The following is a 20,922-nucleotide window of genomic DNA, read 5'->3' as shown; positions in this document are numbered from 1 at the left end:
CCATGAACAAAAAGCACATCACTTACCCAGTCAAGGCACTGGTTCTGGCACTCGGCTTGTTTAACGGTCTGGCGTTCGCCGATACGGCGCCGCTCAAAGTGGGCACCACGGCGGCCTTTGCCATCCCGCTGGAAACGGCAGTGGCCGAAGCCGATAAACAAGGCCTGAAAGTTGAGTTAGTGGAATTCACCGACTGGATCGCCCCCAACGTCAGTCTCGCCAGCGGCGATATCGACGTGAACTATTTCCAGCACATTCCGTTTCTGGAAAACGCCAACGCTGCCGCTGGCTTTGATCTGGTGCCTTACGCAAAAGGCGTGATCAATAACGTGGGTTTGTATTCAAAAAAATACAAAAGCATTGATGCTTTACCACAAGGCGCCACTGTCGCCATTGCCAACGATCCGATCAACAGTGGCCGCGGATTGCAGCTGCTGGCCAAGGCCGGGCTGATTACCCTCAAACCCGGTGTCGGCTACAAAGCCACTGAAGAAGACATCATCGCCAACCCGAAGAAGCTCAATATCCTCCAGGTGGAAGCCGTACAGCTGGTTCGTGCGTATGACGATGCCGATCTGGTGCAGGGCTATCCGGCCTATATTCGCCTGTCCAAGACCTTTGATGCCGAGTCCGCCTTATTGTTCGATGGCATTGACCACCCCGAATATGTCATTCAGTTCGTCATCCAGCCAAAAAACAAAGACGACCCGCGTTTGGCCAAGTTCATCGATATTTATCAGCACTCGCCCGTAGTCAAAGCCTCGCTGGATAAAACCTACGGCACCCTGTATCAACCAGGCTGGGGAGGTTAACCATGAGTGTGGCTATTGCTCGCGAGCGGCTCGAGCCGCAGCCCGGCGCGAACCTCACCGAGTTGCACCCGCAACTGAGCAGCGCACACGTGCGCTTTATTAACGTGGGCAAAACGTATGAAGGTCGGCAAGGGCCGGTCAACGCCCTCAAAGGCATTGAACTGGCCATTGCGCGCGGTGAAATCTTCGGGATCATTGGCCGGAGCGGGGCGGGTAAATCTTCTTTGATTCGCACCATAAATCGTCTTGAACAGCCCAGCAGCGGCCGGGTGCTGATTGATCAGATCGACATCAGCGACTTCGATGAGAACAAGCTGGTCGCGTTGCGCCGTCAGACCGGCATGATCTTTCAGCACTTCAATCTGATGTCAGCCAAGACGGTATGGCAGAACGTTGAATTACCGCTCAAGGTGGCGGGCGTGCCCAAACTTCAGCGCGAACAGAAAGTGCGCGAGCTGCTCGAACTGGTGGGCTTGCAGGGCAAACACACGGCCTATCCGGCGCAGTTGTCGGGAGGTCAAAAGCAGCGCGTCGGTATTGCAAGGGCTCTGGTGCACGACCCGTCGATTTTGCTCTGTGATGAGGCCACCTCGGCCCTCGACCCGGAAACGACCCAGTCGATTCTCGGCCTGCTGCGTGAAATCAATCAGCGGCTGGGCCTGACCATCATTTTGATTACCCATGAGATGGCGGTTATTCGCGATATTTGCCACCGCGTGGTGGTACTCGAACAAGGACAGATCGTAGAGCAAGGCCCTGTGTGGCAGGTGTTTGGAGACCCACAGCACGCCGTCAGCAAAACCCTGCTCGCACCTTTGCAAGACAGCTTGCCCGAAGCGCTGCACGGGCGCATTACGGCGCAACCGGCTTCGGAAAAGTCGAGTGTGATATTGCGTCTTCGCTTTACTGGCAACCAGACCCAAGAGCCGGATCTAGGGGCGTTATTCAGCGCACTCGGCGGGCAAGTTCGTCTGCTGCACGGTGGCGTTGAACACATTCAAGGGCATGCGCTTGGCCAGCTGTTGCTCAGTGTGAGCAGCACAGCGTTGAGCTCTGAACAATTGCGCCAGCGCGCCGAGCATTGGGCTCAACACGTCGAGGTAGTCGGTTATGGGGTTTGATCGTTTATGGCAAGGGGTGATCGACACCTTTCTGATGGTCGGGGTGTCGTCGCTGATTGCATTGGTTCTAGGCATTCCACTGGCGGTGATCCTGGTCACCAGTGATAAAGGCGGCATTTACCAGGCACCCGCGCTGAATAAAGCACTGGGCGCATTTGTGAATTTATTTCGCTCAATTCCCTTTCTGATTCTGATGGTGGCGTTGATCCCTTTCACCCGCATGATTGTCGGTACTACCTATGGCGTATGGGCGGCCGTTGTTCCACTGACCATCGCCGCAACACCGTTCTTCGCACGCATTGCCGAAGTCAGTCTGCGCGAAGTGGATCACGGTTTGATCGAAGCCGCACAGGCAATGGGCTGCAAACGCCATCACATCATCTGGCATGTGCTGTTGCCTGAAGCGTTGCCGGGCATCGTCGGTGGTTTCACCATTACTCTGGTGACGATGATCAACTCATCAGCCATGGCTGGCGCAATTGGTGCCGGCGGCTTGGGCGACATTGCCTATCGCTACGGTTATCAGCGGTTTGACACGCAAGTCATGCTCACCGTGATCGTTTTGCTGGTGGTGCTGGTCGCCGTGATTCAACTCGGCGGCGACCGTTTAGCCCGGGTACTCAACAAACGTTGACGTATCAGTACCAGCGCGCCTCGCCTGGCGGACGCTTTTTGAAGCGCTTCATGCTCCACATGTACTGGCTCGGATAGGCCCGCACATATTTCTCGACCACTTTGCTCATCGCTGCGCAGGCGGTTGCCGTGTCAGTGCTGTACATCTCTTCTGGTGCGGCCTCCAGAATCACTTTGAAACCTGAGCCGTCGGGCAGGCGCAGGGCGTGCAGGAAAACACCGACTGCTTTACCGCCTGCCAGCATGTTCGGCACAAATTTGCTGGTGAGCGCCATGGTGCCCAGAAAGGGCACAAAAATACCGGCCGATTCGGCGGGTTCCGGGTCAGCCGGAATGCCCACCTGGCCGCCTTTACGCACCTCTTTGATGACACTCAAGATGCCTTCTTTGGTTGACGCCGCGACACGGTTACCTAACTGAACGCGCTGCTTTTGTAGCAGTTCGTCTACCGCCTTGAGCTTGGGCGGGCGGTAAAAAATGATCGGCTTGCACTGGCTGCAATAAAAGTGATTAAGCACTTCCCAGTTGCCCAAGTGACTGGTGATTCCCACCACGCCCTTGCCTGAGGCCAGCGCCTCTTTGAGAACGTCCAGGCCTTCGACTTCGCGCACCAGATCAATTGAACGCTGCGCCGGCCAGATCCATGCGCACGCGCTCTCGGTCAGGCTTTTACCGATGTCTTTAAGGCTTTGCCCGACCAGTTGCTCGCGGGCGACCGGGTCCATTTCCGGAAAGCATTTAGCCAGATTGATGCGCACCACCTCGCGTGAGCGATTGGGCAGCTTCCACATCAGCCAGCCGATGGCTGAGCCGACACGTTGCACGGCGCCCCAAGGCAGCATGGCAAACAATCGTAAAGCCCCGACCAGCAGGGCACCTTTAAACTTTTCCACAGAATAATCTCTCGAAAATACGCGTAGCAGCTGCCGAAGGCTGCGTTCGGTTGCGAAGCAATGGTAAATGCCGAGTCAATGTCACACTGCCGCACGCAGCTTTCGGCAGCTGCTACGGGTTGAGTGTGTGCCCAAAACAAACATTCTAACCGCCGTTCGCCAGTTCGGCGTAACGGTCACAATACGTGGCGTGGTCCATCACCATGCCGCTGGCCTGCATGAAGGCATAACAAATAGTCGGCCCGACGAACGTGAACCCGGCTTTTTTCAAGGCTTTGCTCATCGCTTCAGCCTCAGGCGTTACCGCCGGAAATTCATCCCGTTCGGTGAAATGATTGATCTTCGGTTTGCCCCCCACGAAAGACCATAAAAACTCGACCGGGTCTTTCAACGCTAGCCAGGCTTGGGCATTGCGGCGGGCGCCGGTCACTTTGAGACGGTTACGAATGATCCCCGGATCTTGCAGCAACACCTCAATTTCGGCATCGCTCATGATCGCCAAGCGCTGCACATCGAAGCCGAACATGACCTTGCGATAATGTTCACGTTTCTTTAAAACCGTGATCCATGACAACCCCGCCTGGAACCCTTCGAGTAATAACAACTCGAACAAACCATGCGCATCGCGCAACGGCACGCCCCACTCTTGATCGTGATAGGCCACATACAGGGGGTCATCCGAACACCAGAAACAACGTGCCATAAAGGCTCCAAGAGGTGGAGGCGCGACCGAATCGGGTATACTCCCGCTCTTTAAATCGCAGCCCAAGAAACAGGTGAATTTGTGAGCCAGCCTACGCCAGCAGTGCGTACCTTCCAAGACTTGATCCTCGCCCTCCAGCAATACTGGGCCGAGCAAGGTTGTGTGGTGCTTCAGCCCTACGATATGGAAGTGGGCGCCGGCACATTCCATACCGCCACGTTTTTGCGCTCCCTGGGCCCAGAAACCTGGAACGCCGCTTATGTGCAGCCCAGTCGTCGCCCGACTGACGGCCGCTACGGCGAAAACCCGAACCGTTTGCAGCATTACTACCAGTTTCAGGTAGTTCTCAAGCCGAATCCGCCTAATTTTCAGGAGCTGTATCTGGGCTCGCTGAAACATATCGGCCTCGATCCGCTGGTGCACGACATCCGTTTCGTCGAAGACAACTGGGAATCGCCGACACTGGGCGCCTGGGGTCTGGGCTGGGAAATCTGGCTCAACGGTATGGAAGTCACCCAATTCACTTACTTCCAGCAAGTTGGCGGTATTGAGTGCTACCCGGTAACCGGCGAAATCACCTATGGCCTTGAGCGTTTGGCGATGTACCTGCAAGGTGTCGATTCCGTATACGACCTGGTATGGACTGACGGCCCTTTCGGCAAAGTGACCTATGGCGATGTGTTCCATCAAAACGAAGTCGAGCAGTCGACTTACAACTTTGAACACGCCAACGTCGACAAACTGTTCGAGCTGTTCGATTTCTACGAAAGCGAAGCCAAGCGCCTGATCGAACTCGACCAACCGCTGCCGTTGCCTAGCTACGAAATGGTCCTGAAAGCCTCGCACACCTTCAACTTGCTGGATGCCCGTCGTGCCATTTCCGTCACGGCGCGTCAGCAATACATCCTGCGTGTGCGTACCTTGGCGCGTGCGGTCGCACAGGCCTACCTTGAAGCTCGCGCCAAGCTGGGCTTCCCGATGGCTCCACCCGATTTGCGTGATGAAGTGTTGGCTAAGTTGGAGGCTGCACAATGAGTGCTCAAGATTTTCTGGTTGAACTGGGCACTGAAGAACTGCCGCCAAAAGCCCTTAACACCTTGGCTGACGCCTTTCTGGCCGGCATTGAAAAAGGCCTGCAAAGCGCCGGTGTAAAGTTCAGTGCTAAAAAAGTCTACGCTGCACCGCGCCGTTTGGCCGTGCTGCTGACCCAGCTCGAAACCCAGCAACCGGACCGCAGCATCAACATTGATGGCCCGCCACGTCAGGCAGCCTTTGATGCAGACGGTAACCCGACCCAAGCCGCCCTTGGCTTCGCCAAAAAGTGCGGTGTCGACCTGAGCGAAATCGATCAGAGCGGTCCAAAACTGCGCTTCAGCCAGGTGATCGTCGGCAAGCCGACCGCCAGCCTGTTGCCAACCATTGTCGAAGACTCCCTGAACGACCTGCCCATTCCCAAGCGCATGCGTTGGGGTGCACGCAAGGTTGAGTTCGTGCGTCCAACCCAATGGCTGGTCATGCTGTTAGGCGACGAAGTAATCGATTGCACGATCCTCGCGCAAAAGTCCGGTCGCGATTCCCGTGGTCACCGCTTCCACCACCCGGAAAATGTGCGCATCAGTGCGCCGGCCAACTACGCCGAAGACCTGCGCAAAGCTTACGTGCAGGCTGATTTCTTTGAGCGTCGCGAGCTGATTACCAAGCGTGTGGAAGAGCTGGCGACCCTGCAAGAAGGCACCGCAATCGTTCCGCCAGCACTGCTCGACGAAGTAACGGCGCTGGTTGAGTGGCCCGTACCGCTGGTGTGCTCGTTTGAAGAGCGCTTCCTGGAGGTTCCACAAGAAGCCTTGATCACCACCATGCAGGACAACCAGAAGTACTTCTGCCTGCTGGACGCTGAAGGCAAATTGCTGCCGCGCTTCATCACCGTGGCCAACATCGAAAGCAAAGACCCGCAGCAGATCATTTCCGGTAATGAGAAAGTGGTCCGCCCGCGTCTGACTGATGCTGAGTTCTTCTTCAAGCAAGACAAAAAACAGAAGCTCGAAAGCTTCAACGAGCGTCTGCAAAACGTCGTGTTCCAGGCGCAATTAGGCAGCGTCTATGACAAAGCCGAGCGCGTGTCCAAACTGGCTGCGTTCATCGCAGCACGCATTGGCGGCGACGCACAACGCGCAGCCCGCGCAGGGTTGCTGTCCAAGTGCGACCTGGCCACTGAAATGGTTGGCGAGTTCCCGGAAATGCAAGGCGTTGCCGGTTACTACTACGCGCTGAACGACGGCGAGCCAGAAGACGTTGCCTTGGCGTTGAACGAGCAGTACATGCCGCGTGGCGCGGGCGCCGAGTTGCCAAGCACCCTGACAGGCGCTGCGGTAGCCATCGCTGACAAACTCGACACACTGGTTGGTATTTTCGGCATCGGCATGTTGCCCACCGGCAGCAAAGACCCGTATGCACTGCGTCGTGCGGCGCTGGGTATCTTGCGCATTCTGATCGATAAAAAACTCGACCTCGACCTGACCGACGCCGTCAAATTCGCCGTGAGCGCATTCGGGGCCAAGATCAAATCAGCCGGTTTGGCAGATCAAGTGCTGGAATTCATCTTCGATCGCCTGCGGGCGCGTTATGAAGACGAAGGCGTGGATGTGGCCACTTACCTCTCGGTACGTGCACTCAATCCTACTTCGGCATTGGACTTCGACCAGCGCGTGCAAGCCGTTCAAGCCTTCCGTCAATTGCCGGAAGCTGAAGCACTGGCAGCAGTGAACAAACGCGTTTCTAATTTGCTGAGCAAAGTCGAGGGTACGGTTTCAACTCACGTTGAAGCGCGCTACTTCGACAATGCCAGCGAGTTCTCGTTGTTCTCGGCCATTCAGAAAGCCGACGAAGCCGTACAACCAATGGCTGCTGCTCGCCAGTACAACGAAGCGCTGACACGTCTGGCCTCGTTGCGCGAACCTGTGGATGCATTCTTCGAGGCGGTAATGATCAACGCAGAAGACTCGAGCGTGCGGGCAAACCGCTATGCCTTGCTGGCACGTCTGCGCGGTCTGTTCCTCGGCGTTGCCGATATTTCGCTGCTGGGCTAAGGGGCTGCTGTTGAAACTGCTGATTCTCGATCGAGACGGAGTGATCAATTACGACTCCGACGCTTACATCAAGTCAGTTGAGGAGTGGATCCCACTGCCCGGCGCGATCGAGGCCATTGCGCAGTTGAGCAAAGCCGGCTGGACGGTGGCGATTGCCACTAACCAGTCCGGCATTGCCCGCGGCTACTACGATATCGCCACGCTCGACGCCATGCATGCCCGTTTACGGGCGTTAGTGGCGGAGCAGGGTGGCGAAGTCGGCCTCATTGTTTACTGCCCTCACGGCCCTGATCAGGGTTGTGACTGCCGCAAGCCTAAGCCTGGCATGTTGCGCACCATTGCCGCGCATTACGATGTCGATTTGATCGAATGTTGGTTCGTGGGCGACAGTTTAGGTGACTTGCAGGCTGCAGAAGCCGTCGGTTCTCAGCCAGTTTTGGTAAAAACCGGAAAAGGCCTGAAAACTTTAACCAAAGCATTACCGGTTAATACTCTAGTATTTGACGATCTGGCGGCAGTTGCCGCAGAACTTATCAACAAATAAAACCGCTTTGAACCATTGCCTGCCTCCTGAGTGCAGGCCCTGTTCGGGCAGGTTTTAGTCAGCAACGGTAAAAGTCGCTATGTCGATCCTGCAGGCCATCAGAACTTTTTTCTTTTACCTGCTGTTGGGTACCAGTTCTTTGTTGTGGTGCTCGCTGAGCTTTTTTGTCGCCCCCTTCCTGCCCTTTCGTGCGCGTTATCGGTTCATCAACGTGTACTGGTGCCGGTGTGCGCTTTGGCTGACACGGGTGTTTCTAGGCATCAACGTCAAGGTCACCGGTGCTGAAAACATCCCTGAGCGCCCTTGTGTCATTTTGGCCAACCACCAAAGTACCTGGGAGACATTTTTTCTCTCGGCTTACTTTCAGCCGTTGAGCCAGGTGCTTAAACGCGAGTTGCTCTACGTGCCGTTTTTTGGCTGGGCGATGGCGATGCTGCGTCCGATTGCCATTGACCGCGAGAACCCGAAGGCTGCGCTCAAGCACATCGCCAAAAAGGGCGATGAGCTACTCAAGGACAACATTTGGGTGCTGATCTTCCCTGAGGGCACTCGCGTTCCCTATGGTCAGATCGGCAAGTTTTCCCGTGGGGGGACTGCTCTGGCGGTCAATGCTGAGTTGCCGGTACTCCCGATTGCCCACAACGCGGGCAAGTTCTGGCCCAAGACCGGTTGGGCTAAAAAGTCTGGGACCATTGAGTTGGTGATTGGCAAACCTATGTATGCCAACGGCACAGGGCCACGCGCAATCGCTGAGCTAAATGATCGGGTACAAGCCTGGAATGAAAATGCTCAAAGGGCCATGGGCTCGTTGCCGCCTGTAGCCGTGCAGGAAAAAACAGAAGTGATCTGAAAAATTGTGGATAACTTGTGCGCAAGTTTTTTATTTCGCTAAAAAAACATTCATAAGCTGATGATTTATAAGCTAATTTGTGAATATTCTTTTTCAGTGAAAAACGTGCATAAGTTTTTCTGAACCATAAAAAAACCGACTTTAAGTCGGTTTTTTTCTGCTTGTGATTTCCCTCATCAAGTCACCCCTCTCCCGTCGGGAGAGGGGGAAACCGGCGTTGTCTCAAACCTTATCAATATTCACGTTTTTGGTTTCCTTGAGGAACAGTATCCCGACCACCAAACTGACGCCCGTAATCACAACGGGGTACCACAACCCGTAAAAAATATCCCCGGTGTAGACCACCAAGGCAAAGGACACGGTCGGCAGGAACCCGCCAAACCATCCATTACCAATGTGGTAGGGCAGGGACATCGAGGTATAACGGATGCGCGTCGGGAACAGTTCAACCATCACGGCCGCGAGCGGGCCGTAAGTCATGGTCGCGATAAGAGTCAGCAGCACCATGATCAGCACCACCATCGGCTGGTTCACCGAACTTGCATCAGCCTTGGCCGGATAACCCGCGTCTGTGATCGCCGCGCGCAAGGCCGCTTCGTCAAAGCCACTGATTTTCTGCTCACCGATCGACACTTCGACGCCAGCACCAGAAGCTGCAGGTTGTGAGGTGTAAGGCAAACCTTGTTTCACCAGAAAGGTTTTAACCTTGTCACACGGGCTGTCAAAACGCGCCTTACCCACAGGGTCAAACTGAAAGGTGCAGGTGGATGGGTCGGCCATCACCACAATCGGTGATTGGCGACTGGCCGTGTCAATCTGTGGGTTCGCGTAATGACTCAGCGCTTTGAACAACGGAAAGTACAGCACGGTGGCCAGTAACAGACCCAACATCAAAATGGGCTTGCGCCCTACGCGGTCAGACAGCCAGCCGAAGAAGATGAAGAAGGGCGCACCAATCACCACGCTGATAATCAGCAGCATATTGGCTTGAGCGGGGTCCATCTTGAGCATCTGAGTGAGGAAGAACAGCACGTAGAATTGCGCCGTATAGAACGTCACAGCTTGGCCTGCGTTAATGCCGAACAGGGCGATCAGCACAATTTTCAGGTTTTCCCATTTACCGAACGATTCACGAATCGGCGACTTGCTGGTTTTACCTTCGGCCTTCATTTTGGCGAAGGCGGGCGATTCATGCATGCTCATGCGGATCCAGGTCGAGATGCCCAGCAGCACAATGGACAGCAGGAACGGCAAGCGCCAGCCCCAGACCTCAAACTGATCACCCGTAAGGTAGCGGCAGCTCAGCACTACCACCAACGACAGCAACAAGCCCAAGGTGGCGGTCGATTGTATCCAGCTGGTATTGAAACCGCGTTTGCCAGGCGCTGCGTGTTCAGCCACGTATGTCGCGGCCCCGCCATATTCACCGCCCAGCGCCAGCCCTTGAAGCATTCGCAGCAACACCAGCATGATCGGTGCTGCGATACCGATGCTGGTGTACGTCGGCAGCAAGCCAACAGCAAAGGTCGATAAGCCCATCAGAATGATGGTCATGAGGAAGGTGTATTTTCGCCCGATCATGTCGCCCAACCGGCCAAACACCAACGCCCCGAATGGCCGCACCAAAAAACCGGCTGCAAAGGCCATCAAGGCAAAGATAAACGCAGTGGTGTCGTTAACGCCGGCAAAGAACTGCTTGCTGAGAACTGTCGCCAGGGCGCCATACAAGAAAAAGTCATACCACTCGAAAACGGTCCCGAGGGATGACGCAAAAATAATCTTACGTTCTTCACGGCCGGTTGTTCCCTTGGCGGGAGCGGCGGTTTGTGCAAGTGAATCCGACATATTCAATGCCCTCGGCCTTGTTAGGCCACAGTGATTATTGTTGTTGTCCACTGTCGGTTTCGGATGACTGCGCCCGAAACCACGACCGCCTTCAGGCGACCGGTATTACTGTTTCACGTGTGTTGTCTGTTTCTTTCGTGTGGATAGGCGCTGCAAGAATCATCTGCGCAGCTTTTTCCCCAATCATCAGGGTAGGTGAACACGTATTGCCTGACACAATATTTGGCATGATTGACGCATCGGCAACTCTCAGCCCCGTAACACCGTGGACGCGTAACTCGGCATCCACTACCGCCTCAGTGTCCTGGCCCATGCGGCATGTACCCACCGGGTGAAAGATCGTGGTACCTATGCGGGCTGCGGCTTCGTGTAACTGCTGCTCAGTTTGCAACTCGATACCCGGTAAATACTCTTCGGGACAGAATGCCTGGAGAGCAGGGTGGGCGACGATTTTTCGGGTAAGGCGGATGGCATCGACGGCAACCTTTAAATCGTCGGGATGGCTCAGGTAATTAGGGTCGATCAAGGGGGCGTCGTCAGGATTGGCGGAGCGAATATCAATACGGCCACGACTTTTGGGCCGCAAGTTACACACAGAGGCCGTGAACGCCGGGAAGGTGTGTAACGGTTCGCCAAAGCGCTCAAGTGAAAGAGGTTGGACGTGATACTGCAAATTGGCGGAGGGTTGCTCGGGATCAGATTTAACGAAGGCCCCGAGTTGGCTCGGAGCCATCGCTAGTGGACCACTGCGGTCGTAGGCATAACGCAGGCCCATACCGACTTTGCCCCACACGCTATTCGCTACTTGGTTAAGGGTGCGGGCGTTGCTCAGTTTGAAGATCAGCCGCAGTTGCAGGTGATCTTGCAGGTTGCCGCCAACGCCGGGCAGTTCGTGCTTAACCGTTATCCCCAGGCTTTCCAGTAGTGGTCGTGGGCCAATACCGGAGCGCTGCAAGATGCCCGGGGAGCTGACTGCTCCGGCACACAGAATGATTTCCCGGCGCGCCGTGAATATCGTCTCGGCACCTTTCCAGCGGGCGCATACCTGTGTGGCGCGAAGATTTTCAAGCAGCACCTTGTCGACTTGAACATGGGTCAACACAGTCAAGTTCGGGCGCTTGAGCACGGGCCGCAGAAACGCCTTGGAAGCATTCCAGCGCACACCGGCACGTTGATTGACCTGAAAGTATCCACAGCCCTGGTTATCGCCGGTGTTGAAGTCGGCTACCGTGGGTATGCCGCTTTGGGCAGCAGCCTCCCGGAAGGCATCCAGAATCGACCATGAGTAGCGCTGTTGCTCAACCCGCCATTCGCCCCCCGCACCGTGCAAGTCCGAGTCGCCGCCGTAGTGTTTTTCGCTGCGTTTAAACAGCGGTAAAACATCTTTCCAGGCCCAGCCCCGATTGCCTTGCTCGGCCCAACGATCGTAATCGCCTGCCTGACCGCGCATGTAGATCATGCCGTTGATTGACGAGCTGCCGCCCAATACTTTGCCTCGGGGGTAACTCAGACTACGCCCCTGCAAACCGGCCTGCGCCTCAGTTTTGAAGCACCAGTCGGTGCGCGGATTGCCGATGCAGTAGAGGTAACCCACAGGGATATGGATCCACGGGTAGTTGTCTTCTCCGCCCGCTTCAAGCAGCAGCACGTTATTTTTGGGATCAGCCGACAGCCGATTCGCCAGCACAGAACCTGCGGGTCCTGCGCCCACTACGATGTAGTCGTACACCTGATGGCTTGATGTCATACAACACCTTTTTTTTATTCTTGTCCTGCACCATCGTATTGATTAATTTCGAGTTTGAAACGCGTGATTTCGCCCACGGCATGTGCGTTTTTGCACAGCCAATCGTATAGCGCTGGGGAATGACATGTTCGACTGGAACGACCTGCGGTACTTTCTGGAGCTGCACCGAGGAGGCCGCCTGCTCAGCGCGGCTAAACGGCTGAATACCACCCACAGTACGGTAGCGCGCCATATAGAGCAGATTGAGCAACACCTTGGCGCAGCATTGTTTATCCAGCACGCTCAGGGATATGAACTGACACCGGCAGGGCAGGCGCTGCTCAAACATGCCGAAGCGATGGAAAACGTCGCCTTGCTGGCACAATAAGAAATCAGCCAAGCTATCGCGCCCTTGGGCAAAATCCGCCTTGGCGTCACTGAAGGCATTGGGATCATGTTTATTACTCCGCGGCTGGGCGGGTTATTCGAACGCTACCCCGGGCTGGAAGTAGAGTTGGTTGCCGTTCCGCGTTTTGTCAGCATCCTCAACCGTGAAGCTGAAATCAGCATCCACCTTGAACGCCCCAATGCCGATCTGTTGATAACTCGCAAACTCACGGATTACCGCCTGGCGCTTTACGCCAGCCAGCAGTATCTCGATAAAGCACCGCCGCTCGATACCCGTGAAGACTTGGCAAATCATCAATGGATTGGCTACGTCGATGATTTGTTGTTCAGCCAGGAATTACTATTCCTTAACAACTTCTGCCGCACGCCGACCGTGACCTTTCGCAGCACCAGCGTCATCGCGCAACAACACGCCGCCCGCGCAGGGCTGGGGATCGCCGTGCTACCTAATTACATGGCCAGCAACGACCCGCAACTGGTTCGTGTATTGCCTGAAGAAGCGGTACAACGCAGTTACTGGATCAGTACCCGGCGCGAGTTGCACAAGTCCGTGAGGTTAAGGGTGGTGTGGGATTACTTGCTGGAACTGTGTGCCAAGGAACATGAGGTGTTATTGGCCCGGTGAAAGTTCTACCTGACAGCGCGGTCTTATCCACACATAAAAAAACCCCGCCCTGTCAGGTGACGGGGCGGGGTTTTTAAGCTGTGGATAAGTTGCTATCCCAAGCCTCTACGCATCAGAAGTCCAAATTGGACACTGCCAGTGCGTTGCTCTCGATGAACTCACGACGCGGTTCTACGGCGTCACCCATCAAGGTGTTGAAGATCTGGTCGGCGCCAATTGCATCTTCAATGGTGACTTTCAGCATGCGACGCACACTTGGGTCCATGGTGGTTTCCCAAAGTTGATCCGGGTTCATTTCGCCCAGACCTTTATAGCGCTGGATGGTATGGCGCTTGGTGCTTTCTGCCATCAACCACTCAAGTGCTTCCTTGAACTCGGTCACTTGTTTGCGACGTTCGCCACGTTGAATGTAAGCGCCGTCATCGAGCAAGGTGCTTAGCTGCGCGCCCAGAGTCACAACGGTTTTGTAGTCGTTGCTGCCGAAGAAGTCGCGGTTGAACGTGATGAAGGTCGAGTGGCCGTGAGAGATGACTTCAACCTCTGGCAACCAGACATTACGCTCGCGGTCTTCGCGCAGGCTGGCTTTGTAGACCAGACCCGACTTCTCGACCAGACGCAGGCGAGCTTCGTACTTGACCATCCACTCTTGCATGGCAGCATGGTCGCCCAGTTGCTCAAGGGTAACGGCTGGCAGATAGATGAAGTGCTCGGTCAGTTCCTGTGGGTACAGGCGCGACAAACGCTTGAGGGTCTTCATCACCATACGGAAATCGTAGACCAGACGCTCCAGCGCCTCGCCCGAAATACCCGGTGCTTCTTCATTCAAGTGCAGGCTGGCGTCTTCCAGAGCCGACTGGGTCATGTACTCTTCCATGGCCTCATCGTCTTTGATGTATTGCTCTTGCTTGCCCTTTTTCACTTTATACAGCGGCGGCTGAGCGATGTAGATGTAGCCACGCTCAATCAGCTCCGGCAACTGACGGAAGAAGAACGTCAGGAGCAGGGTACGGATGTGCGAACCGTCGACGTCAGCATCGGTCATGATGATGATGTTGTGATAACGCAACTTGTCGATGTTGTACTCTTCGCGGCCAATACCGCAGCCCAGCGCCGTGATCAAAGTGCCCACTTCTTGCGAAGAGATCATCTTGTCGAAGCGAGCTTTCTCAACGTTCAGGATTTTACCTTTCAACGGCAAAATCGCTTGGGTACGACGGTTACGTCCCTGCTTGGCGGAGCCGCCAGCAGAGTCACCTTCCACAAGGTACAGTTCGGACAGCGCCGGGTCTTTTTCCTGGCAGTCGGCCAGCTTGCCGGGCAGGCCCGCGATGTCCAGCGCGCCTTTACGGCGGGTCATCTCACGAGCCTTACGCGCAGCTTCCCGCGCACGAGCAGCATCAATCATCTTGCCGACGATCAACTTGGCTTCGTTCGGATTTTCCAACAGGAAGTCGGAGAAGAACTTGCCCATTTCCTGTTCAACTGCGGTCTTCACTTCGGAAGAAACCAGTTTGTCTTTGGTCTGGGAACTGAACTTGGGATCCGGCACTTTCACCGAAATAATCGCGGTCAAACCTTCACGGGCGTCGTCGCCTGTGGTCGCAACCTTATGCTTCTTGGCCAGACCTTCAGCTTCGATGTAGGTATTGAGGTTACGCGTCAGGGCAGAGCGGAAGCCCACCAAGTGCGTACCACCATCGCGCTGCGGAATGTTGTTGGTGAAGCACAACAAGTTTTCGTTGAAGCTGTCGTTCCACTGCAGGGCGATTTCTACGCCGATGCCGTCTTCACGCTGAACGTTGAAGTGAAACACTTGGTTGACCGGGGTCTTGTTAGTGTTCAGGTAATCAACGAACGCACGCAAGCCGCCTTCGTACTTGAACAGTTCTTCCTTACCGCTGCGCTCATCCTTAAGGACGATACCCACACCGGAGTTGAGGAAGGACAGTTCACGAATGCGCTTGGCAAGGATGTCCCAGCTGAAGTGAATGTTTTTGAACGTGTCAGCCGATGGCTTGAAGTGGATCTGAGTACCCGTCGTTTCGCTCTCGCCAACGATCGCCATCGGTGCTTGCGGCACGCCATGGACATAGGTCTGTTCCCAGATTTTGCCGCTACGGCGAACGGTCAGCACCAGCAATTCGGACAGGGCGTTTACAACGGATACACCTACACCGTGCAGACCGCCAGAAACCTTATAGGAGTTGTCATCGAACTTACCGCCGGCGTGCAGTACGGTCATGATGACCTCTGCTGCGGATACGCCTTCTTCTTTATGCACATCCACCGGAATGCCGCGGCCGTTATCGCGCACGGTAATGGATTCATCCGGGTGAATGGTGATGGTGATGTCGTCGCAATGGCCAGCCAGCGCTTCGTCGATGGAGTTATCGACTACTTCAAACACCATATGGTGCAGACCGCTGCCATCGTCAGTATCACCAATGTACATACCGGGACGTTTGCGTACGGCATCCAGGCCTTTCAGCACTTTAATGCTCGTTGAGTCGTACGTATTTTCTTCGCTCAATGCCTTCACTCCCGATGGTCGTGGGTCTGGGTGATACAGCCCTGTTCCACGTGGAACAGGGCAACTGGCGTTTCCGTCTGCCAGCCTTCCCTCAATAATTCGTGATCTACACAGGTGATAAAGACCTGGCAGCGTAAGTCTTCCAACAAGCGACACAGTGCATGACGATGCTGCTCATCCAGCTCGGACGGCAAATCATCTACCAGATAAATACATTGGCCCCGCCGTGCTTGGCTAACCAAGTGGCCTTGAGCAATACGCAACGCACAGACCACCAGCTTTTGCTGACCCCGCGACAAGATTTCAGCGGCGTTATGTGCACCGATTTTTAGGCGCAAATCAGCTCGTTGTGGCCCAGCCTGGGTATGGCCCATTTGCTGATCGCGGTGGACGGACCCGGCGAGTACGGCGCTCAGCTCACGGTCTTTGTCCCACCCTCGGTAATAACTCAGCGTTAGCCCTTCCAGCTCAAGCAACTCGCTCAAGGTCTGTTCAAAGACTGGTTTCAAGGCTTTGATATAGGCGCGGCGGTATTCATCTATTTCAGCACTGGCCAGGCACAGTTCTCTGTCCCAGGCCGCTTGTGAAACGGCGTCAAGTGTACCATGCCGCAGCCATGAGTTCCGCTGCCGTAGGGCCTTCTGTAGGCGCTGCCAGGTAGACATAAAGCGTGGTTCAACATGGAACACACCCCAGTCAAGAAATTGCCTACGGATCTTTGGAGCGCCTTCCAGCAGGCGAAAGCTGTCCGGGTTGATCAACTGCAGGGGCAGGATCTCAGCAAGTTGCGCAGCACTGCGAGCATTTTGCCCATCAATACGAATTTGGAAATCGCCCTGACGGTCTCGCGAGATACCCAGCGCACTGTGTCCGCCTTCCGCCAGTTCAACCTGACCAAACACGGTACATGTCTGCTGTTCGTGTTGAATCACAGGGTTTAGACGCACACTGCGAAAAGAACGTGCCAACCCCAGCAGGTGGATAGCTTCAAGCACGCTGGTTTTGCCGCTGCCGTTGGCGCCGTACAAAATATTGATGCGGGGGGAGGGTGAGAAGGTCACCGGGTGCAGGTTACGCACCGCGGTGACTGTGACACGACTGAGGGACATCTAGCGTAGGCTGTGCATAAGTTACAGGCGCATCGGCATAACGACGTAAGCCGAGTCGTCGTTATCGGACTCTTGCACCAGGGCGCTGCTGTTGGAGTCAGACAGAATCAGACGCACTTGTTCAGTGGTCATCACTCCCAACACGTCCAGCAGGTAGCTCACGTTAAAACCGATTTCCAGCGAGCCGCCGTTGTAGTCAACGCCTACTTCTTCTTCCGCCTCTTCCTGCTCCGGGTTATTGGCCTGGATTTTCAGTTGACCGTTGGCCAATTGCAGACGAATACCGCGGTATTTTTCGTTGGAAAGGATCGCAGTGCGGCTGAAAGCTTCTCGCAACGCCTGACGGTCGCCGATCACGATCTTGTCGCCGCCTTTAGGCAGGACGCGTTCGTAATCCGGGAACTTACCGTCAACCAGTTTAGAGGTGAAAGTGAACTCACCGGTGGTCGCACGAATGTGATGAGCGCCCAGCACAATGCTTACTTCGCCGTCGGGTTCAGTCAGCAAACGGGCCAGTTCAAGGATACCCTTGCGTGGGACGATCACTTGGTGACGGTCTGGCTGACCAATGTCGGCTTTCATCGAGCACATGGCTAGACGGTGACCGTCGGTCGCCACCGCACGGATGATGCCGGCAGATACTTCCAGCAGCATACCGTTAAGGTAATAGCGCACGTCTTGCTGAGCCATGGCAAAGCTGGTTCGCTCGATAAGGCGACGCAGTTTGCTTTGCTGAAGGCTGCAGGTCAGCGAGCCCGGGCCTTCTTCAACGGTCGGGAAATCATTGGCTGGCAATGTCGACAGCGTAAAACGGCTACGACCTGCTTTAACGACCAGCTTCTGGTCATCAAGCTTGATATCGATCAGCGCATCGTTAGGCAAGCTTTTGCAAATATCCATCAGCTTGCGTGCGGGTACGGTGATTTCGCCAGGTTCAGCCGGCTCTTCAAGCTGTACGCGACCAACCAGTTCGACTTCAAGGTCGGTACCGGTCAGCGACAGTTGCTGGCCTTCGACAACCAACAGCACGTTGGACAATACCGGCAAGGTCTGGCGGCGTTCAACGACGCCTGCGACCAGTTGCAGGGGTTTCAACAGGGCTTCGCGTTGAATGGTGAAATGCATGGTCTAGTCCCTTGCCTTAATTAGCTGCGGTGTTGTCATCAGGTTGTCAGTGTTCGCAGCAGGTTCTTGTAGTCCTCACGGATGTCCGCGTCGGATTCCTTGAGTTCGTTGATCTTACGGCACGCGTGCAAAACAGTGGTGTGATCACGACCGCCAAACACATCGCCGATTTCCGGCAGGCTGTGGTTGGTCAACTCTTTAGAAAGTGCCATGGCGACCTGTCGAGGTCGCGCCACCGAGCGCGAGCGGCGCTTGGAGAGCAAGTCCGAAATTTTGATCTTGTAGTACTCAGCAACTGTGCGCTGGATGTTATCCACAGACACCAGCTTGTCTTGCAGCGCCAGCAGGTCTTTAAGGGATTCGCGAATCAGCTCGATGGTGATATCACGACCCATGAAGTGCGAGTGCGCAATCACGCGCTTGAGCGCGCCTTCCAGCTCACGCACGTTGGAACGGATGCGCTGTGCAATAAAGAAGGCGGCATCGTGAGGCAAGTCGACTTTGGCCTGATCGGCCTTTTTCATCAGGATCGCCACACGTGTTTCAAGCTCAGGCGGTTCGACCGCTACGGTCAAGCCCCAACCAAAGCGTGATTTCAGACGCTCTTCGAGACCTTCGATCTCTTTAGGGTAACGGTCACTGGTCAGAATCACTTGCTGACCGCCTTCAAGCAATGCGTTGAAGGTGTGGAAAAACTCTTCCTGAGACCGTTCTTTACGGGCAAAGAATTGAATGTCATCGATCAGCAGTGCATCCACTGAGCGGTAGAAGCGCTTGAACTCGTTGATCGCGTTGAGCTGCAAGGCCTTGACCATGTCCGCTACAAAACGCTCCGAGTGCAGGTACACCACCTTGGCATTCGGGTTCTTCTTTAAGAGGTGGTTGCCCACCGCATGCATCAAGTGAGTCTTACCCAGACCAACGCCGCCATAGAGAAAAAGCGGGTTGTAACCGTGTTTAGGGTTATCCGCGACTTGCCACGCCGCAGCGCGAGCCAGTTGGTTGGATTTACCCTCAACGAAGTTTTCGAAGGTAAACGTACGGTTCAGATAGCTGGTGTGCTTAAGCGCACCTTCAACTTGAACGGTACGTTGCTCTGCGCGCACAGGTGCCTGTTGCGAACTGGCACCCGCCATCGGATCAAAGCTGGCACGCGAAGGTTCTTCGCTGGCTTGCGTCGTTTGCTTGGAAGCGGGCGCTGGTGTGGCCGTTGAGCTGGCCGGAGCACTCGGTGCCGGTGCTGAAACCGGAGCCTGCTGAGAAGCGGATGCAGCCAAGGGAGCATTAGGTGCTGCACGAGGTGCCGAGCTGCGCTTGCTGCCTATTAATAAGGACAGCGCTGGCGCCATGCCATTGCTGTGCTCGTTCAGCAGCTCAAGCAAACGGCTCAGGTACTTCTCATTGACCCAGTCGAGTACAAATCGATTAGGCGCATACACACGCAACTCGTCGCCTTCGGCTTCGACTTGTAGTGGACGGATCCAGGTGTTGAATTGCTGGGCAGGCAGCTCTTCGCGCAAAAGCTCTACGCACTGCTGCCAAAGTTCCACTGACACGGATATCCCCTAAGTTGAAAGCCGGTGAGGCAAAAACAGGCGCCATTGTAACGATCACTCGCGCACTTATCCACATGTAGGTTGCTTGCTTATAAGGAGATCTTCAGTTTTTCACGGCAAAAAAAGCGACAAATGGTATGTGCATAAGCTCTGTGGATAAGCGAGCCTAAGCCCATTGCACAAGTGGGGTGGAAACGCTGTGCGTAAGTCGCCTGTGGATAAAACGGCTTTCCATGCACAGCTTTTCCGAGGGTGCAGCACAGGCAGAGCACGGCTTGTGGGCAACTTTGTCATCCTCTGTAAGCCTTGATTTTTAAGGCTTGCAAAGAGTTATCCACAGATAACCGCTCCCTTAAGAGTAGTTACATCTTTAAAAGAGCTTTAAATACTTTGTTTTTTTATTTCTATAACTGGCTAAGCATGAGCAAGGCTAAACAGGCCAACATCTATTTAGCAGGAAAGGTTGGTTGGAAATTGACCTATGGGCCTGCATTCTCTAGAATCGCCGGTCTCTTAAAACGGGGGCCATTCCGGCCCGTTGTGGACGAACCAGGTAGCACGACATGAAACGTACTTTCCAACCAAGCACTATCAAACGCGCCCGCACTCACGGTTTCCGTGCTCGCATGGCAACTAAAAACGGCCGTGCAGTCCTGTCGCGTCGCCGCGCCAAAGGCCGTGCACGTCTGGCAGTTTGATAATCAGACAATGGTGGTGAGTCAGGACTTCAGTCGGGAAAAGCGGTTACTCACTCCCCGACACTTCAAGGCAGTCTTTGACTCCCCCACCGGCAAGGTACCGGGGAAAAATCTCCTGCTCCTTGCGCGTAGCAACGAACTGGATCACCCCCGCTTGGGGTTAGTGATCGGTAAAAAGAGCGTAAAGCTCTCCGTTGAGCGCAATCGCCTTAAGCGTTTGATGCGTGAATCGTTTCGTCTCCACCAGGATTTACTGGTTGGTTGGGATATCGTTATCGTCGCGCGCAAAGGTTTGGGTGACGTAGAGAACCCCGAATTGATTCAGCATTTTGGCAAACTCTGGAAGCGTCTGGCCCGTAACACGCCAGTTCCAGCGGTGAAGTCCGAAACTGTAGGGGTAGGCAGTCCTGATGCGTAAACTGGCACTCGTTCCGATCCAGTTTTATCGTTATGCCATTAGTCCTTTGATGGCCAGCCACTGCCGTTTCTACCCCAGTTGTTCCTGCTACGCGTTGGAAGCCATCGAAAATCATGGCGTTCTTCGCGGCGGCTGGCTGACCTTTCGTCGTTTAGGTCGCTGTCACCCGTGGAATCCCGGTGGTTACGACCCGGTTCCACCTATCCCTACCTCCCGTTCTTCTTCGATGGCCGAGTAATC

The 20,922-nt window shown here is 55.0% G+C and carries 18 protein-coding genes and 1 pseudogene; 11 read left to right on the top strand and 8 right to left on the bottom strand.

Annotated elements, in window-relative coordinates; all coding sequences use genetic code 11:
* The first annotated feature begins 2 nt into the window (after positions 1-2).
* The 3 genes from EQV93_RS04180 to EQV93_RS04170 are packed head-to-tail and all read left to right on the top strand — an operon-like array spanning position 3 to position 2,567.
* On the top strand, positions 3-812 hold the full coding sequence (locus EQV93_RS04180; RefSeq protein ID WP_240890918.1) for a MetQ/NlpA family ABC transporter substrate-binding protein: 810 nt from the start codon (positions 3-5) through the stop codon (positions 810-812).
* Positions 813-814: 2 nt separating this feature from the next.
* Positions 815-1,933 (top strand): methionine ABC transporter ATP-binding protein, encoded by a 1,119-nt coding sequence (locus tag EQV93_RS04175; RefSeq protein WP_122783489.1) that lies wholly within the window; start codon positions 815-817, stop codon positions 1,931-1,933.
* Complete coding sequence (locus tag EQV93_RS04170) at positions 1,923-2,567, top strand: methionine ABC transporter permease (RefSeq protein WP_122783490.1); 645 nt, start codon at positions 1,923-1,925, stop codon at positions 2,565-2,567. Before EQV93_RS04175 ends, EQV93_RS04170 begins: the two co-directional genes overlap by 11 nt.
* Before the next feature lie 4 nt (positions 2,568-2,571).
* On the opposite strand, the gene EQV93_RS04165 is transcribed toward EQV93_RS04170, so the two are convergent.
* Positions 2,572-3,459: a lysophospholipid acyltransferase gene (locus EQV93_RS04165; protein ID WP_122783491.1), complete on the bottom strand. Its 888-nt coding sequence runs from the start codon at positions 3,457-3,459 to the stop codon at positions 2,572-2,574.
* Positions 3,460-3,604: 145 nt separating this feature from the next.
* Complete coding sequence (locus EQV93_RS04160) at positions 3,605-4,162, bottom strand: DNA-3-methyladenine glycosylase I (RefSeq protein WP_146385723.1); 558 nt, start codon at positions 4,160-4,162, stop codon at positions 3,605-3,607.
* Between the two features lie 81 nt (positions 4,163-4,243).
* Here EQV93_RS04160 and glyQ point away from each other — a divergent pair, with 81 nt between their 5' ends.
* The 4 genes from glyQ (at position 4,244) to EQV93_RS04140 (ending at position 8,642) form a co-directional block, all read left to right on the top strand.
* Entirely contained in the window at positions 4,244-5,197 is a 954-nt protein-coding gene (gene glyQ, locus EQV93_RS04155; RefSeq protein ID WP_019828634.1) for a glycine--tRNA ligase subunit alpha, read from the top strand.
* Positions 5,194-7,248: a glycine--tRNA ligase subunit beta gene (gene glyS / locus EQV93_RS04150; protein ID WP_122783493.1), complete on the top strand. Its 2,055-nt coding sequence runs from the start codon at positions 5,194-5,196 to the stop codon at positions 7,246-7,248. Before glyQ ends, glyS begins: the two co-directional genes overlap by 4 nt.
* A 4-nt stretch (positions 7,249-7,252) precedes the next feature.
* Positions 7,253-7,792 carry a D-glycero-beta-D-manno-heptose 1,7-bisphosphate 7-phosphatase gene (gene gmhB, locus EQV93_RS04145; RefSeq protein WP_199750892.1) on the top strand — a complete coding sequence of 180 codons (540 nt, stop codon included), beginning with the start codon at positions 7,253-7,255 and terminating at the stop codon, positions 7,790-7,792.
* Between the two features lie 79 nt (positions 7,793-7,871).
* Positions 7,872-8,642 carry a lysophospholipid acyltransferase family protein gene (locus EQV93_RS04140; RefSeq protein WP_122783495.1) on the top strand — a complete coding sequence of 257 codons (771 nt, stop codon included), beginning with the start codon at positions 7,872-7,874 and terminating at the stop codon, positions 8,640-8,642.
* A gap of 222 nt (positions 8,643-8,864) precedes the next feature.
* Here EQV93_RS04140 and EQV93_RS04135 read toward each other — a convergent pair whose 3' ends face one another.
* Complete coding sequence (locus EQV93_RS04135; RefSeq protein WP_122783496.1) at positions 8,865-10,487, bottom strand: MFS transporter; 1,623 nt, start codon at positions 10,485-10,487, stop codon at positions 8,865-8,867.
* Positions 10,488-10,578: 91 nt separating this feature from the next.
* Complete coding sequence (locus tag EQV93_RS04130) at positions 10,579-12,234, bottom strand: GMC family oxidoreductase (RefSeq protein ID WP_122783497.1); 1,656 nt, start codon at positions 12,232-12,234, stop codon at positions 10,579-10,581.
* A gap of 124 nt (positions 12,235-12,358) precedes the next feature.
* Here EQV93_RS04130 and EQV93_RS04125 point away from each other — a divergent pair.
* Positions 12,359-13,246: pseudogene (locus EQV93_RS04125) on the top strand (LysR family transcriptional regulator).
* Positions 13,247-13,358: 112 nt separating this feature from the next.
* Here the strand turns inward: EQV93_RS04125 and gyrB are convergent.
* The 4 genes from gyrB to dnaA are packed head-to-tail and all read right to left on the bottom strand — an operon-like array spanning position 13,359 to position 19,566.
* Entirely contained in the window at positions 13,359-15,776 is a 2,418-nt protein-coding gene (gene gyrB / locus EQV93_RS04120) for a DNA topoisomerase (ATP-hydrolyzing) subunit B (protein ID WP_122783499.1), read from the bottom strand.
* 5 nt (positions 15,777-15,781) lie between these two features.
* Positions 15,782-16,885, bottom strand: coding sequence for a DNA replication/repair protein RecF (recF, locus tag EQV93_RS04115; RefSeq protein WP_122783500.1), 1,104 nt, complete (start codon positions 16,883-16,885; stop codon positions 15,782-15,784).
* Between the two features lie 21 nt (positions 16,886-16,906).
* On the bottom strand, positions 16,907-18,010 hold the full coding sequence (gene dnaN / locus EQV93_RS04110; RefSeq protein ID WP_122783501.1) for a DNA polymerase III subunit beta: 1,104 nt from the start codon (positions 18,008-18,010) through the stop codon (positions 16,907-16,909).
* A 38-nt stretch (positions 18,011-18,048) separates the two neighbouring features.
* Positions 18,049-19,566, bottom strand: coding sequence for a chromosomal replication initiator protein DnaA (gene dnaA / locus EQV93_RS04105; protein ID WP_122783502.1), 1,518 nt, complete (start codon positions 19,564-19,566; stop codon positions 18,049-18,051).
* A gap of 563 nt (positions 19,567-20,129) precedes the next feature.
* Between dnaA and rpmH the strand changes: the two genes are divergently transcribed.
* Genes rpmH through yidD form a run of 3 tightly spaced genes read left to right on the top strand, consistent with a single transcriptional unit; the run spans position 20,130 to position 20,920 of the window.
* Positions 20,130-20,264: a 50S ribosomal protein L34 gene (gene rpmH / locus EQV93_RS04100; RefSeq protein ID WP_003213577.1), complete on the top strand. Its 135-nt coding sequence runs from the start codon at positions 20,130-20,132 to the stop codon at positions 20,262-20,264.
* 16 nt (positions 20,265-20,280) lie between these two features.
* A complete protein-coding gene (gene rnpA / locus EQV93_RS04095; protein ID WP_199750893.1) occupies positions 20,281-20,682 on the top strand; it encodes a ribonuclease P protein component in 402 nt (133 codons plus the stop codon).
* Positions 20,675-20,920 carry a membrane protein insertion efficiency factor YidD gene (gene yidD / locus EQV93_RS04090; protein WP_048402126.1) on the top strand — a complete coding sequence of 82 codons (246 nt, stop codon included), beginning with the start codon at positions 20,675-20,677 and terminating at the stop codon, positions 20,918-20,920. Before rnpA ends, yidD begins: the two co-directional genes overlap by 8 nt.
* The last annotated feature ends 2 nt before the right edge of the window (positions 20,921-20,922 follow it).

The sequence above is a fragment of the Pseudomonas sp. TMW22091 genome (genome assembly GCF_022496705.1).
In the GTDB taxonomy this organism is placed as follows: Bacteria; Pseudomonadota; Gammaproteobacteria; order Pseudomonadales; family Pseudomonadaceae; genus Aquipseudomonas; species Aquipseudomonas saxonica.
The sequence above is the reverse complement of the archived record's forward strand: the minus strand, read 5'-3'. Positions and strand labels throughout refer to the sequence as shown.